This is a genomic window from Leptotrichia sp. oral taxon 221, assembly GCF_018128245.1.
Taxonomy (GTDB): Bacteria; Fusobacteriota; Fusobacteriia; order Fusobacteriales; family Leptotrichiaceae; genus JABCPH02.
On sequence record NZ_CP072378.1, the window covers coordinates 1018525 to 1033249 of the forward strand.

Consider the following 14725-nt stretch of genomic DNA (forward strand, 5'->3'; position numbering starts at 1 on the left):
TGGTTGTGTATAAAGAGGTGATATATTGAATAAATTTGAAAAATGGTTGTATATTTTATTTGATAAAACAAGTGGATTAAAAAATTTAATTATTTCTTACAACGAAAAAAGAATGGATTTAGAGAGAATTCGAAAGGAGAAGGAATTAATTAAACTCGAATTAGATAAAATAAAAGGAGATCAAGAAAATTCAACCAATATAGTTGAAAATTGTGAAAGTATAATTGAAGATTTTAAAAAAATTAAAGATTTAAAACAATTTAAAGAAGTAAAAAAGAAAAAATTACTTTTAGATATTGATGTATTAAAAGAAAAAGTAACCAGAATAAAAAATAGTACAGAAGATATTGAGGAGAAAAAAAATAAGTTATTGGAGATGAGGCATAACGATAATAATCAAAATGTTGAAATTGATATTATTATTGAGAACTTAACGAATAAATTTGAAGAATTAAAAAATTTACTTAATAACGAAGAGATAACGGAAAATAAACTATTATATTGTGAAAAGGAATTATTAAAGTTAAAAGATAGTGTTGATATAGAAAAAAAGTTTGAAAAAAAGGTAGATGAAAATAAATACAAAGAAATAGGAGAAAAAGAAAAATTTACAAGGAGTAATAAAATATTTGATTCTATATGGGAAGGCTTAAAATTTGAAAAAATATTAAAAGAAAAAAGAAAAGTATTAGAAAGAAGTACAACTATTGAGTCTTCAGGATTTTTATATCATGAATACTTAATATGGATTTTATCTTTTATAGGTTTATTTATCTTAATTTCTGTTATTAAAATTTTTAAACCAAACGTTTTTCCTGATGAATACTTTATTTATATATTTATTTTTTTTCCATTATTTATGTTATTATTATACATTAAGCCTAGTTTTGTGAAATCTTTTTTGGAATTTTCTATTATAGGTGGGTTAATTTATTTTATTTGTCAAATAATGATTAGTTTTGGAAATATTATTTTGAAGTTATCAAATCTATATTTTATTGAAAATAATCAAGAAACTGAAAGCATAATTTTTATAATAGGAGTATTATTGTTTATAATATTTGCAATTATATATATTCCTAATTTAATAAATGTTTTTAAAATAGAAAAAATAGCTTCAATAGAGATGAATATAAATCAAATAATAAGAGTGTTTATTTTAATTTTATTATTTTTTATTTATCAATGTTCAAACAAAAATAATAAAGATATTGATTTTAAAAGTACGGATTTTATTGTTGATACTGAAATACCGAATTTCGAAGAAACTAAAGGGAAAATATTTATAGATGAAGAAGAGATACCTATAAAAATTATTGATGAAAAAATTATAAAAAGTGCAGACGAAAACGAATTCAAAGAAAAAGTTGTTGTTAACATAGGAAATGAAAAAATAAAAGTAATGGGTTGTACTAAAAATGATTGTAAAAATGCAAATAAAGGTAAAATTATAAATTTAAAGAATAAGAATTTTATTTTACTTAATGAAAAAAAGTATGAAGAAGAGTGTGAAAAAAACTATAATTCATTCAATTTATTAAAAAAATGCTACGAAAGTAAATGGATTAATCCTAATAAATGGATCAATGCTAATAAATGGATTGTTGAAGGAAATATTTTAAAGGGCGAGATGTTTAAAATAGAAGATAAGTATTATACTTTTGATAAAAACACCATAAGTGCACCTGAAAATATAAATTATATATTATATCCTGTAAAAAAATTATTTATCTCATCAATATTTTTTATAATACTTTATTTGATATTCAAAGGTAATAAAGATTATTATATTAACCAAAAAAAAGAAATAGAAAAGAAAGAAGAACTTATTAAATTTCTTATAGGAGAAGAAGTAAAACAATATAAAAAAGATAAATTAGAAGAGGAGATAAAAGAAATAGAAGAAATTTTTAATTTTAGTATGTTTAAAATGTTTTTTACAATACCTCCTTTAGCAACAATTGTGTTTGTTATTTTTAATTTTATACAAGAACCAGAAATAAATTTTAAAATAAATTTTAATAGTGCTTTTGCGATAATGTTATTATTTGTATTTATATCAACTATTGTTTTATTAATTTTTATTGGATTTATAGTCAAAAAGATAATAATAGAAATGATGTTTCTTCCTAGAAATGAATTTTTTGAATTTAAAGAAATAATCATGGAAATAGCTAAAAATAATGGAGAGTCACCTTCAAATGTATAAAGAGGTATTAGTTATAAATTTTAATTTTTATAAAATAACAAACGGAGGTGGTTAGTTATAGAAAGCGAATATAAAAAAAAACAAGAAACAACTAACCAACAAGTATAAAAAGTAAAAGTATTAGAAAATAGTAGTTAGATTTAATCAGGTTGATAATTTGAAATTAAGTTATTAAAAGAGTTGCCAAATTTATTTAGCAAAATGAAAGTTTTTTACATTTGACAAATATCAAAATATAGAGTATAATAATTTTAGTGATCGTACTACAAGAATAACCCACTTAGTTGTGCGTTGTTGTAGACTGTAGAAAAAGCTCTTTCAATTTTGATAGGGCTTTTTTGCATTTTTGAGATAAAAGGGGGAAAGGGAATGGATAAGCCATTTAAAACTTTTAAGGAACAAGTTGAGATTTTAAATGGAGAAAACGGAGGTAAATTACGGGTAAAAACTGATGATAAAACAATTTATTGTTTAATGAGGTATAATTATTATTCCATTATAAATTTTTATAAAGAACCTTTTTTAAAAGGGAAAGATTTAAATGGAAATGATATTTATAAATTGGGAGTTCATTTTAATCATTTGAAAGCATTGTATGATTTTGATAAAAGTTTGAGAATGTTGTTTTTTGATGTTTTGACACAATTGGAAAGAGCTTTTAAAACAGCAATTGCATATTATTATTCGGAATGTTATGCAAATAAAGAAAGTTATCTGGAACTTAATAATTATTATGTTGGAGTTAGAAATGAAAATATACATCTTATTTCACATTTAGTAAAGAAACTAAATTTTTTAAGAAATAATAAAAGCAATAGTATAATAAAGCATTATAGTACAACAAAAGATAACATACCATTTTGGATAGTAATTAATTTTTTTACATTTGGAGAAATGAGCAGATTTTATTTGATTTTAGAGCATAGAATACAAAATAAAATAATAAGCCATTTTAGAAATTTGTATAAAAATGAGTACACAAATTTACCTAATTTAAACAATAATTTCATAAAAACTTTTTTACGTGCAAGTTCATTATTTAGAAACATAGCAGCACATAATGAAAGAATGTATGATTTCTCATCAAAAAATATTGTAAATATAAATAATATTATGGGAATAACAAATAATAAGAAACAAAAATTATTTACGATATACGAGGGACTTAAATTGTTTTTATCAAAAGAAGAATATGAAAGTCTAACGAAAAAATTACGAGAATTATTAAGGTTACTTGAATTTAAACTAAAGGACATTATAGATATAAATGATATTTTATATAAAATGGATTTTCCAAAAGATTGGTACAAATAGAAATTGAAATTGTGATAAACTAATTGATTAATAAAATATGAGGGTTAATTGAGAACGCAAATTGATAAAAAAACTTATCAAGAAAGGAAAAATAAAAAATGGAAAAGAAAATATACGAAGCAGTAAACTGGAATACCCCTGAAAATGATTATGTAGAAACTTTTTGGGAGCAAAATATAAGACAATTTTGGATTGATACGGAGTATGTGCCTTCGAGGGATATTGATAGCTGGAATGCATTGAAACCTGAAATGAAATTGGCTTATTTACATGCACTTGGAGGGCTTACAATGCTTGATACGTTGCAAAGCCATACTGGGATGCCTAAAATTATTGACCATATTGATTCGTTGCAAAATAGATCGGTGCTTTCTTATATGTGTATGATGGAGTCGATTCATGCGAAATCTTATTCGACAATATTTACAACTGTAGCATCGACTAGAGAGATAAATGAAACTTTCAAATGGGTTCAAGAAAATCCTCATTTACAATACAAAGCTAAAAAAATTGATGGCTATTATCAAAAGATGAATAATCCTGAGGCTTCAAGACGAGATATTGCAATGGCTTTGGCAGCTTCAGTTTATTTGGAAACTTACTTATTCTATAGCGGGTTCTTTTTACCACTTTGGCTTGCAGGACAAGGAGAAATGGTTGCAAGTTGTGATATAATTAAAAAGATTATTGCAGATGAATCGATTCATGGAGTATTTGTTGGACTGTTGTTCCAAGAATTGTATAATTCGTTTGATGAGGAAACTAAAGAAGGAATAAGAAGCGAGTTGAATACGTTGCTTTATGAATTGTATGAAAATGAAAGCAGATATACTGATGAAGTGTATGGAGATGTTGGACTTACAGGAGATGTAAAAGAGTATATTCGTTACAATGCAAATAAGGCCCTTATGAATTTAGGATTTGAAGAAGAATTTGAAGCAAAAAATGTAAATCCAATTGTGCTAAATGGATTAAACGTGGAAACAACTCAGCATGATTTTTTCTCTAAAAAATCTACAAATTATGAAAAAGCCTTGGAAGTTGTTCATTTGCATGATGATGATTTTAAATTTGATGATGAAGATGCAAATGAATTGATATAGGAATTTTAGTTATGAAAATTATAATATCACCGAGTAAAACTAAAAAAATTAATAAGTTACCAGTTGAATTGAAAAATATTTCAATTGAGGAGAACGATTTTTATCCAGAAATTCTTTATCCGAGAATAACTAATGAAATTATTGAGCGAATTAAAATGTTTTCTGTAGAGGAAATTGAGAAAAAATTTAAGTTGAAAAAAGATAAAGCAGAAAAATTGTTAGAATTTTATCAAAATTATGAAAATGAGAAGAGTGGTAATGCTTTGGCAAGTTATACAGGTGTTGCGTATAAATCGATTGGAATTGATACATTTGATATTGAAGATTTTGAATACTTGGAGTCACATTTAGTAATTTTATCAGCTTTGTATGGGATTTTAACACCGTATACTAATATTAAAGAATATCGGCTCGATATGACAAATTCAATTTTTGAAAATAAATCACTCTATGAAGTTTGGAAAGGTAGTGTAAATGAATACTTTGAGAAAGAAGATGTTATTTTAAATCTTGCGTCAAAAGAGTACTCAAAATTGATAAAATCTGATAATTTAATTGATTTTGAATTTTGGAATGATACGAATGGGAAATTGAAACAAATTAGTACTAATTCAAAGAAGATGCGTGGTTTCACTTTGAACTATATTGTAAAAAATCGAATTACAAATATAAATAATTTGAAAGATATTACTTTAAATGAGTATGTTTTCAATAAAGATATGTCAAGCAAGAAAAAATTTGTTTATGTAAAAAAATAATAAATTTTGATTGATATTGTAATGAAAATGATATAAAATTTGGTTCCTTGACAGGGGAGCAAAAAATTAAAAGGTCTTGCTTTAATAAGTAGGGCCTTTTAAATTCAAGCGGAATTTTTATATATGAGGATAAAGAATGTTATCTATAAATAGAAAGAATTTTCTTTAAAATTATTAAAAAATAGTATTCAAAAATAAAAAAATATTGTATAATATGTGTAATCAAAGATAAATAAAAAATAAAATTAAAAGGAGAAATCTAAGATGGAGTTGAAAAAGAAATTTGTGTTAGGATTTATGACTTTAGCATTAGCGGTAAGTTGTGGTAATAAATCGGATAAAAATAATGCGAAGGATTCTTCAGTTAATAAACCAGAAGTGGAAATTGTTAATAACAATGATGCTGGAGATAAGGAAAGAAAATTAAAAAAATTCATAGATATCAAAGATGAATTAAATTCTGAAGAATGGGATATGATGTTTAAAGAAATTAATCCTGCAGAATTAAAAACAGCTGATGGGAATTTTAAAGAACCTGGAGATAAGAGTATTTTATCATTAGCACCACTTGGTAAATCTAAAGAACTTATAGAAGATTATTCTAAAGATATTGTAAATGTTTTAAAAACAGCACCAAAAATGGATGTTTTGGATAGAAATGCTCAATCATTATTACAAAATTTAATTGAGGAAAATAGAATTTTGAGTGAAATTGAAGACTATTATAAAAATGGGAAGTATAAACAAGATAATTTGTCAGCTGTAGATTCTTTGAATAATAAATATAAAGCGATTTATAAAAAAAGAATGGAAAGTTATGAAACGTTAGTTAAATCAATAGCAGAATATACTGGAAAAGAAATGAAATCAGAAAATAAGAAGAAAAATGTTGAAAAACTTCCAAGCGGTAATGGTAAAATTCGAAAAAATATGGAAAGTTATGTTGAAAAAATAGAAGAATTTAAATCGTTAGCTTTTGAAAAAGATAGTTTAAAATATTCAATTAAAGAGGCTGATAGATTGAGAAATGTAAGTGATGAAGTGAAAATTCTTTACGGAGAAAAAATTTCAAAAATTCAAATTGAAAGTTTATCAAGAAATAATGTCGATATTGCAGAATTTGAAAAATTTAGAGAATTAGCACATAAATTGACAGAAGATTCATCAGAATTTGTTGCAGCAGTTAGAAGTAACGATAAAGCAAGTATTGCCAAAGCAGCTGATAAATATCTTAATGATCAAACTGACTTAGTAAACAGCTATAACAATATTCAAAAATAAAAAATTTCCACAAAAATGTTTTGACTATTCTAAAATATTTTGATATACTAATTATTAGAGAATAATACGGAGGTGTAAAAAAGATGGAAAAAATAACTGCAGATATGAATATAATGGATGCTGTTGAAAAATATCCAATAATAGCACAAGTTTTAATGAGATATGGTTTAGGATGTGTTGGTTGTATTATTTCAACTGCTGAAACTTTAGGAGAAGGAATTGCGGCACACGGATTAAATCCGGATATTATAATTGAAGAAGCAAATATGATTCTTGAAAAACAAGGAGCATTTGAATAAAATAAAATTTTTAATCAAAATAAAACTATAATGATTAAAAATTATTTTGGTAGCCAATAATGGCTGCCTTTTTTTGAATTTTTATAATTGTTATAAAAAATATAAACACTATTCAACATATTTTATCTATTAGTAAACAATTAATAATTAAAAATAATAATTTAGAGTTAAGAAATTTCCAAAAATTACTAGATTTTTTTTCAATTTTCTATTATAATATATCTATATTTAAAAAATTAAAATTATGAAAAAGGGAGAAAGAAATGCCTATTACATTTGCATTTATAACAATAATATTGATTTTTATCAGAATATATTGTCTATTTTCGCTTACATTTTTAGAGTCAAAAAAAGTAAAATTTTCTGAAAGAGTTACAATTTTCATATTAATATTTGAAGTTATTGTCATTCTTTTACATTTATTTTTTAACACTTTTAGATATTTGTTACCACCGATGTTGGTACTTTTGAAAACTGCAAAATATTTTGTTATTTTTAAAAATGTTTCGATAGTAGGATCAATTTATGCAGTAGTTAATTTATTTTTATTAATTACATTTAACGGTTCTGGTATATTAAAATTCATCAATCGTTCAATTCTATTTATAGTATTTATGATTAATATTTTATTCGGTTTTTTGATATTGCTTGGATAAAAAACAATGAAATAAGTTATAATAAAGAAAGTGTGAAAACTTTCTTTTTTTGTACTTGTGTGATAAAATATATTAAAAATAAATTTTAAGATTTGAAAACAATAAATTTAAAGGGATGAGATTTAAATGGAAATACAAAAAGAATTATTTTCACTTCAAGATAAAGAATACATGAAATTTTTAAGTAAATTGACGCCAAATGTATCGGAGGATACAATTATTGGAGTGAGAATTCCTGAAATAAGAAAATTGGCTAAAAAATTGGTAAAGAATAATGAATATGAAGATTTTTTGAAGGAGTTGCCACATAAATATTACGATGAGAATTTGTTGCATGGAGCAATTATTTCAGAGAGTAAAGATTTTGATAACTGCATTGAATTGCTTGATAGTTTTTTGCCATTTGTTGATAATTGGGCAGTTTGTGATACAATTTCTCCAAAAATTTTTAAAAAGCATAAAAAAGAATTGATTGAAAAAATAAAGGAATGGTCTCAATCAGATAAAACTTATACTTGTAGGTTTGGTGTAGAAATGTTGATGACGCATTTTTTGGATGAAGACTTTAAAAAGGAATATTTGGAAATAGTAGCGAATATTCATTCTGAAGAGTATTATGTGAAAATGGTAGTTGCCTGGTTTTTTGCAACTGCACTTACGAAACAGTGGGATTATGCGGTGATTTATTTAGAAAATAATAGGTTAGATGTTTGGGTGCATAATAAGACGATACAGAAGGCCCGAGAAAGTTTGAGGATTTTGGAAGACAAGAAGGGGTATTTGAAGGGGTTGAAAAGAAAGAAAGAAGGAGAATTAATTTAATGAAAATCACAAAAGTTATGTTTATAGGATTGATTTCTTTGTTGTGTTCAATAAATTCATTTACAAATACAAATTCTGAAAATGATTTTAAAAAGTATGTACTAGAAAAATTAGAAGAAATAAAAAAAATTGATATTTATAACAATGATACGACTACTAAATATCAAAATAGGTATGAAGAAAATTCAAAAAGGTCTGGCTTAAAAAAAATTATAATTGATAATTTTCCTAAAAAAAGTAGCGAATTATTAGAAAAAAATAATGAAAGTTGGGATGCTGTTTGGAAAAACAATATTTCTTTTCTTGATGATTTAGAAAGAAAATATGGCTTTAATACGAATTTGTATGAATTTTATAGAGAAGAAGATAATAAGAAAATAAAAAAATTAATGGAGTTAGCTATAAAATTAAAAAACAAAAAAAGTTTATCTTTTGATCAATTGAGAAAGTCAAAAGAAGAATATGAAACAGAGAATAAAAAAATGAATGATAAGTATACTGAATTACATGATTTAATGGGAGATGAATATGTAAATTATGGTGGAACGATTGGTTATGGATGCTATCCTAGACATTATTATAGCAATTTAGAAAATTTTCAAGAAAAATGGTTAAAATTTAGGGAAGATGAAGCATTATTTTATTCTGAATTGGAAAATAAAAAAGATGAGAAAATTTATTTTGGAAAACTTTTTGAAATAACAAAAAAACAGAACGAATACTTTGAGGATATTATAAATAATATAAAAAAAAGCGATAGATATAAAGAAGAAAAATATATAAAAGACAAAATATGGAAATTTGGGAAATAAAACGAATACTAGTAAAAAAGATTATGCAATAGACAAGGAGAAAAAATGGAAAAAGAATTAGAATCTGAATCTTTAACTTTATTTGAGAACATAAGAAGACGATTCTAGATTTTTTTAAGAAAAAGAAAAGTGAGAATTGATTTTCATTGTAATGTCAAATTTTTTTTGATATAATTTAAGTAATTAAAGGGAAAGTAGGGATTAATTATGAAAAAAAAGAAAAAAGGGCTAGCAATTGGAAATTCTGATTTTAAGGAAATTATACAAGAAAACGGATATTATGTCGATAAAACAAAGTTCATAGAAGATTTGTTGGAAGATTTATCAAAAGTTAAACTTTTTACAAGGCCCAGAAGATTTGGAAAAACTTTAAATTTGTCTATGTTAAAGTATTTTTTTGATGTTAGAAATGCAGAGGAAAATAGAAAATTATTTGATAATTTGTATATTTCAAAAAGTGAGTATATGGAAAATCAAGGACAAAATCCTGTAATTCTTATAAGTCTGAGAAATGCCGAGGCAGAAAATTGGGAGGATAGTTTTTTTAATATTAAGAACCTTGTAAAATCATTGTATAAACAATTTCAATATATTAAAGAGAAATTGGATGAATTTGATTTGGAAGATTTTTTAAGCATTGTTAAAGATAAGGATAATGCAGATTGGGAAAATTCATTAAAGAATTTATCAAGATATTTATATGAATATTACGGAAAAAAAGTTATAATTTTAATAGATGAGTATGACACTCCAATGACAAGTGCTTGGAACGAAGGATATTATGAAAAGTCACGAAGATTTTTTAAAAGTTTTTATTCAAATACATTGAAAGATAATGAATATTTACAGTTTGCTGTTGTGACTGGAATACTTAGAGTGGCTAAAGAGGGAATTTTTTCTGGACTCAACAATTTATCTGTTTATACCGTTCTTGACAATGAGTTTTCCAACAGTTTTGGATTGTTGGACAATGAAGTGAGAGAAGCATTGAAATATTATGAATTGAATCAAAATATTGAGGAAGTTAGAAAATGGTATAATGGATACAAATTTGGCAATATTCAGATTTATAATCCGTGGAGTATTCTTAATTATTTGAAACGAAAAGAAATTAATGTTTACTGGATAAATACATCAGATAACAGGCTTATTCATTCAGCAATAGAAAATGCTGATAAAGATCTATTTGATGAATTAAAAGATTTATTCAATAATGGGACAACAGAGCAAATGGTAATGGCTTCATCGAATATGGATAGATTGAAAGATCCACAAGAAGTTTGGCAGTTATTACTTTTTGGAGGGTATTTGACTGTTGAAGAAAAAATTGCTATGAATGAATATGCTTTAAAATTACCAAATTATGAAGTTAAAACATTTTTTAAAGATATGTTTGTTCAAAATTTAGGAGGTTTTAGCAGATTTAGAGAAATGATAAAAGCATTTAAAAACTTCGATTTTGACAGATTTGAAGAACTTTTAAATGAAATATTTTTAGTGTCAATGAGTTATCACGATACTTCTAAAACAGAAAAACCGTATCATACTTTTATTTTAGGAATGATGTTGTATCTTGATAATGAGTACACAGTTTTATCAAATAATGAAACTGGCTATGGAAGAAATGATTTAGCTTTAAATCCAATAAATAAAAGAGATGTTGGATATATATTTGAATTTAAAGTTTCTAAAACTGAAGAAGAGATTCAAAAAAGAGCAGAGGAAGCATTGAGTCAAATTGAAAATAAAAAATATCCTGTTTTATTAAAGGAATGTGGAGTAAAAGAAATTGTAAATATTGGAATGGCATTTTTTGGAAAAAGAGTTAAAGTGAAATATAAAGTTGTGAAAAACTAAAATTTTTTTGAATAGTTGACATTGTATAAAAAATAATGTAAAATTATGTTCCTTGGCAGGGGAGCAAAAAAGGTCTCATAAAAAATGGGGCCTTTTTATTTATGAAAAAATTTTTCTTAATTGCAACAATATATTTTTTTTGATATAATTTAAGTAAGTAAAAAGATTTAAATTTATAAAAAAAATAAAATAAAAGTATAAAGAAAGGAAGTTTAAACTATGATCGCAGTTATTGATTATGGAGTGGGTAATCTTTTCTCTTTGCTATCTTCATTAAATTATGTTGGACTTGATACAAAACTGACTAATGATGTTGAAGAGATTAAAAGTGCGAAAGGGATAATTTTGCCAGGAGTGGGGGCTTTTAGAGATGCTGTTTCTAATCTTGAAAAATATGGGTTAAAAGATATTTTGATAGATGAAGCGAAGAATGGGAAACCGTTTTTAGGAATTTGCCTTGGAATGCAAATGCTTTTTGAGAAAAGTTATGAATACGGTGAATTTGAAGGACTTAGACTTATAAATGGAACTGTTGAGGAAATAAAAAAATATATTCCAAAAAATTCTGATTTGAAAATACCTCATATGGGATGGAACAACTTGAAAATAAATGATGAATTTAGAAATGATAAAATTTTGAAAAATGTGAATGTTGAAAATGAAGAATATGTGTATTATGTACATTCATATTTTGCAAAAACGGATATGAAAAATATTATTGCATATTCAGAATATGGAACAAAAATTCCTGGAATTGTAAAAAATAAAAATGTTTATGGAATGCAGTTTCATCCTGAAAAATCTGGAGATACTGGATTGAAATTATTGAAAAATTGGGGTGAATTGGTGAAATAATTTAATTTTAAGAAAGAGGTAAATTTTATGTATAAAATAAGTAAAAATAGAGCTTTGAATATTTTAGGACTAGAATATGAAAATTTTATTCATAAATTAGCTGAAGGTGAAGGTTCAACTATGACTTTTGCTCAAACTTCGGCAACGATAAATAATCTTCCAGTTAATAATGTTAGACCAAAAGATGTTTTGGTTGTTAAATGTATTCAAAATGGAGTGGATTATGTAATGGATTTATTAAGAAAAGATGATCTATTTTTTGATAAGCAGACTTTGAAAATGATTAATAGATATGTTGCTTCAAATGATAATTTTGATAACATAGGCGATTTTAGAATATGGCCTATAAAAATTGCAGGAGCTAAACATCGTGGAAGTAATCCTAATGAATTTGATGATATTTTTTTCAATATAAGTGAAAAATATAATAGTGATGAAAAATATGATGAAATAAATTTATTTATGGATTTAGCAAAAACTCAATTTTTTGGTAATGGAAATAAAAGAGCAGGTCAACTTATGATGAATGGACTTTTAGTATCAAAAGGTTATTGTCCATTTGTGATAAATTTTAAAGAACCTAAGTTTTCAGAAGCACTAGTAAAATGGTACGATGATAATGATAAAAAAACAATATATAATATGATGTCAAAAAAACAAGTTGAGATATTAAAAGATTATTTAACTGATGAGGAATTAAAAAAATTTGAAAAAAACTAAAAAAGGAGAAAATAACAATGATAGAAATTTTTCCAGCGATAGATTTACATAACGGACAGGCAGTTAGATTAAGACAAGGGGATTATAACCAAGTGGAAGTATTTTTTAAAAATCCTGTTGAAATTTTGGACTTTTTTAATAAAAATAATTCAAAAAATCTTCATATTGTGGATTTGGATGGGGCAAAAGATGGGAATACAAAAAATTATGAGGTCATAAAAGAATTGGTTGAAAAAAGTGATTTTTTTGTTCAAGTTGGTGGTGGAATCCGTGATGAAGAAAGAATAAAAAAATATATTGAATTGGGAGTAAACCGTGTTATTTTAGGAACGATTGCCGTTGAAAATGAAAAATTTTTGAAGGAAATGGTAAAAAAATACGGCGATAAAATTGCAGTTTCTGTAGATGCGAAAGATGAAAAAGTTGCGGTTAAAGGATGGACTGAAACTGTAGAATTGAACTCAGTTGAATTTTGCAAAAAATTATCGAATATAGGTGTGAAAACAATAATTTATACTGATATTTCAAAAGATGGAATGTTAAGCGGAACAAATCTTGAAATTTATAGAAAATTGTCGAAAGTAGTTAATTCAGATATTATTGCTTCAGGTGGAATCACTTTTTTGGATGAGATTAAAGAGCTTAACAAAAATCATATTTATGGAGCAATTGTAGGAAAGGCGATTTATTCGGGAAATCTTGATTTGAAGGAAGTTTTAGAAATTAGTAAATAACATTTTTTAGTTATGTATGAAAATTTATAATAGGCTAAATAAATAAATAAATTTAACAAAGAAAGTAGGTATAAGAATGCTTGCAAAAAGAATAATTCCATGTCTTGATGTGAGAAATGGAAAAGTGGTGAAAGGTGTAAACTTTACTGGGATAAAAGAAGTTGACAGTCCAGTTGAGCTTGCTAAATTTTACAATAAATCTGGAGCTGATGAGCTTGTTTTTTATGATATTACGGCTTCGGTTGAGGAAAGAGGCTTGTTTACAGATATTTTGAAAAAAGTGGCAAGTCAAATTTTTATTCCGCTTACTGTTGGCGGTGGAATAAATATGCTGGATGATTTTGATAGAGTTTTGAAAGCTGGAGCTGATAAAGTGAGCGTAAATTCTGGGGCAATAAGAAATCCAAAATTAATTGAAGAAGCTGCGAAAAAATATGGAGATCAATGTGTAGTTTTGTCAGTTGATGTAAAACGAGTTGATGGTAAATTTAAAGTTTTTGCAAGAGGTGGAAGAGAAAATACTGGAATTGATGCGATAGAATGGTTTGTAAATGGTCAGGAAAATGGTGCTGGAGAAGTTGTTGTAAACAGTATTGACACAGACGGAGTTAAAAATGGATTTGACTTAGAATTACTTGAAATTTTATCAAAAAAATTGTCAATTCCAATAGTTGCATCAGGTGGAGCTGGAAATATGGATCATTTTAGAGATTTATTTAAAATTCCAGGAATTGATGCGGGACTTGCAGCTTCGATTTTTCATTTTAAGGAAGTGGAAATTATGGAGTTAAAAAAGTATTTGAAGAGTAATGGTGTTGATATGAGAATTTGATATTTTTTAATAAGAAAAATTTTGAAAATGAACTAAGAGGAAATTATTATGAAAAAATATTCAATTTTAAAATTAGGACTTTTTGGTAGTTTTTCTAAAAATAGTGATACTGCTAATAGTGATATCAATATTCTTGTAAAGATGGAATTTAAAAAGGGAATGTATCAAAATTTTTGTAATTTACACAAAAGACTTGAAGAAATTTTTCAAAAAAAAGTGGATTTAGTTGATGAAAGTATGTTTGAGTATAAATTTAAAAATCCAAAAGTTCAGAAATATAAAGATGAAATAAAAGAAGAAATTTTACGGAGTGTAATTTATGTGTAAAAGAAAGAGAAATATACTTCAGTTTTCTTATGACATTGAAGAATCGGGTATATTGAAAGACAATTAGAAAAAATTGGAGAAGCTATTTCGCAAATTCAAAAGTTAGACAAAAATATTTTAACAGATATATTCTTTCTTATTGGGAA

General features: G+C 25.3%; 15 protein-coding genes. All 15 read left to right on the forward strand.

Features of this window, described 5'->3' with window-relative positions:
• Window positions 1-25: 25 nt before the first annotated feature.
• Entirely contained in the window at window positions 26-2209 is a 2184-nt protein-coding gene (locus J4863_RS04480) for a hypothetical protein (protein WP_211619258.1), read from the forward strand.
• 369 nt (window positions 2210-2578) lie between these two features.
• A complete protein-coding gene (locus tag J4863_RS04485) occupies window positions 2579-3523 on the forward strand; it encodes an Abi family protein (RefSeq protein ID WP_211617547.1) in 945 nt (314 codons plus the stop codon).
• A gap of 98 nt (window positions 3524-3621) precedes the next feature.
• The gene (nrdF, locus tag J4863_RS04490) at window positions 3622-4626 is read left to right on the forward strand and encodes a class 1b ribonucleoside-diphosphate reductase subunit beta (RefSeq protein ID WP_211617548.1); all 1005 of its coding nucleotides are present in this window, start codon (window positions 3622-3624) and stop codon (window positions 4624-4626) included.
• Between the two features lie 11 nt (window positions 4627-4637).
• On the forward strand, window positions 4638-5384 hold the full coding sequence (locus tag J4863_RS04495) for a YaaA family protein (protein WP_211617549.1): 747 nt from the start codon (window positions 4638-4640) through the stop codon (window positions 5382-5384).
• A 264-nt stretch (window positions 5385-5648) separates the two neighbouring features.
• Window positions 5649-6665 carry a DUF3829 domain-containing protein gene (locus J4863_RS04500; RefSeq protein WP_211617550.1) on the forward strand — a complete coding sequence of 339 codons (1017 nt, stop codon included), beginning with the start codon at window positions 5649-5651 and terminating at the stop codon, window positions 6663-6665.
• A gap of 83 nt (window positions 6666-6748) precedes the next feature.
• Window positions 6749-6964 (forward strand): DUF1858 domain-containing protein, encoded by a 216-nt coding sequence (locus tag J4863_RS04505; protein WP_211617551.1) that lies wholly within the window; start codon window positions 6749-6751, stop codon window positions 6962-6964.
• Between the two features lie 263 nt (window positions 6965-7227).
• Window positions 7228-7620, forward strand: a complete 393-nt coding sequence (locus J4863_RS04510) for a hypothetical protein (RefSeq protein WP_211617553.1) — start codon at window positions 7228-7230, stop codon at window positions 7618-7620.
• Window positions 7621-7746: 126 nt separating this feature from the next.
• Entirely contained in the window at window positions 7747-8442 is a 696-nt protein-coding gene (locus J4863_RS04515) for a DNA alkylation repair protein (RefSeq protein WP_211617555.1), read from the forward strand.
• On the forward strand, window positions 8442-9254 hold the full coding sequence (locus J4863_RS04520) for a hypothetical protein (RefSeq protein ID WP_211617556.1): 813 nt from the start codon (window positions 8442-8444) through the stop codon (window positions 9252-9254). The genes J4863_RS04515 and J4863_RS04520 overlap by 1 nt, the downstream gene beginning before the upstream one ends.
• A 207-nt stretch (window positions 9255-9461) precedes the next feature.
• Window positions 9462-11111 carry an AAA family ATPase gene (locus tag J4863_RS04525; RefSeq protein WP_211617558.1) on the forward strand — a complete coding sequence of 550 codons (1650 nt, stop codon included), beginning with the start codon at window positions 9462-9464 and terminating at the stop codon, window positions 11109-11111.
• A gap of 219 nt (window positions 11112-11330) precedes the next feature.
• Window positions 11331-11966 carry an imidazole glycerol phosphate synthase subunit HisH gene (gene hisH / locus J4863_RS04530; protein ID WP_211617560.1) on the forward strand — a complete coding sequence of 212 codons (636 nt, stop codon included), beginning with the start codon at window positions 11331-11333 and terminating at the stop codon, window positions 11964-11966.
• A gap of 27 nt (window positions 11967-11993) precedes the next feature.
• Window positions 11994-12686, forward strand: a complete 693-nt coding sequence (locus J4863_RS04535) for a hypothetical protein (RefSeq protein WP_211617562.1) — start codon at window positions 11994-11996, stop codon at window positions 12684-12686.
• A gap of 17 nt (window positions 12687-12703) precedes the next feature.
• On the forward strand, window positions 12704-13420 hold the full coding sequence (hisA, locus tag J4863_RS04540; protein ID WP_211617564.1) for a 1-(5-phosphoribosyl)-5-[(5-phosphoribosylamino)methylideneamino]imidazole-4-carboxamide isomerase: 717 nt from the start codon (window positions 12704-12706) through the stop codon (window positions 13418-13420).
• A gap of 76 nt (window positions 13421-13496) precedes the next feature.
• Entirely contained in the window at window positions 13497-14252 is a 756-nt protein-coding gene (gene hisF / locus J4863_RS04545) for an imidazole glycerol phosphate synthase subunit HisF (RefSeq protein ID WP_211617566.1), read from the forward strand.
• 48 nt (window positions 14253-14300) lie between these two features.
• The gene (locus tag J4863_RS04550; RefSeq protein WP_211617568.1) at window positions 14301-14579 is read left to right on the forward strand and encodes a nucleotidyltransferase family protein; all 279 of its coding nucleotides are present in this window, start codon (window positions 14301-14303) and stop codon (window positions 14577-14579) included.
• Window positions 14580-14725 lie beyond the last annotated feature (146 nt).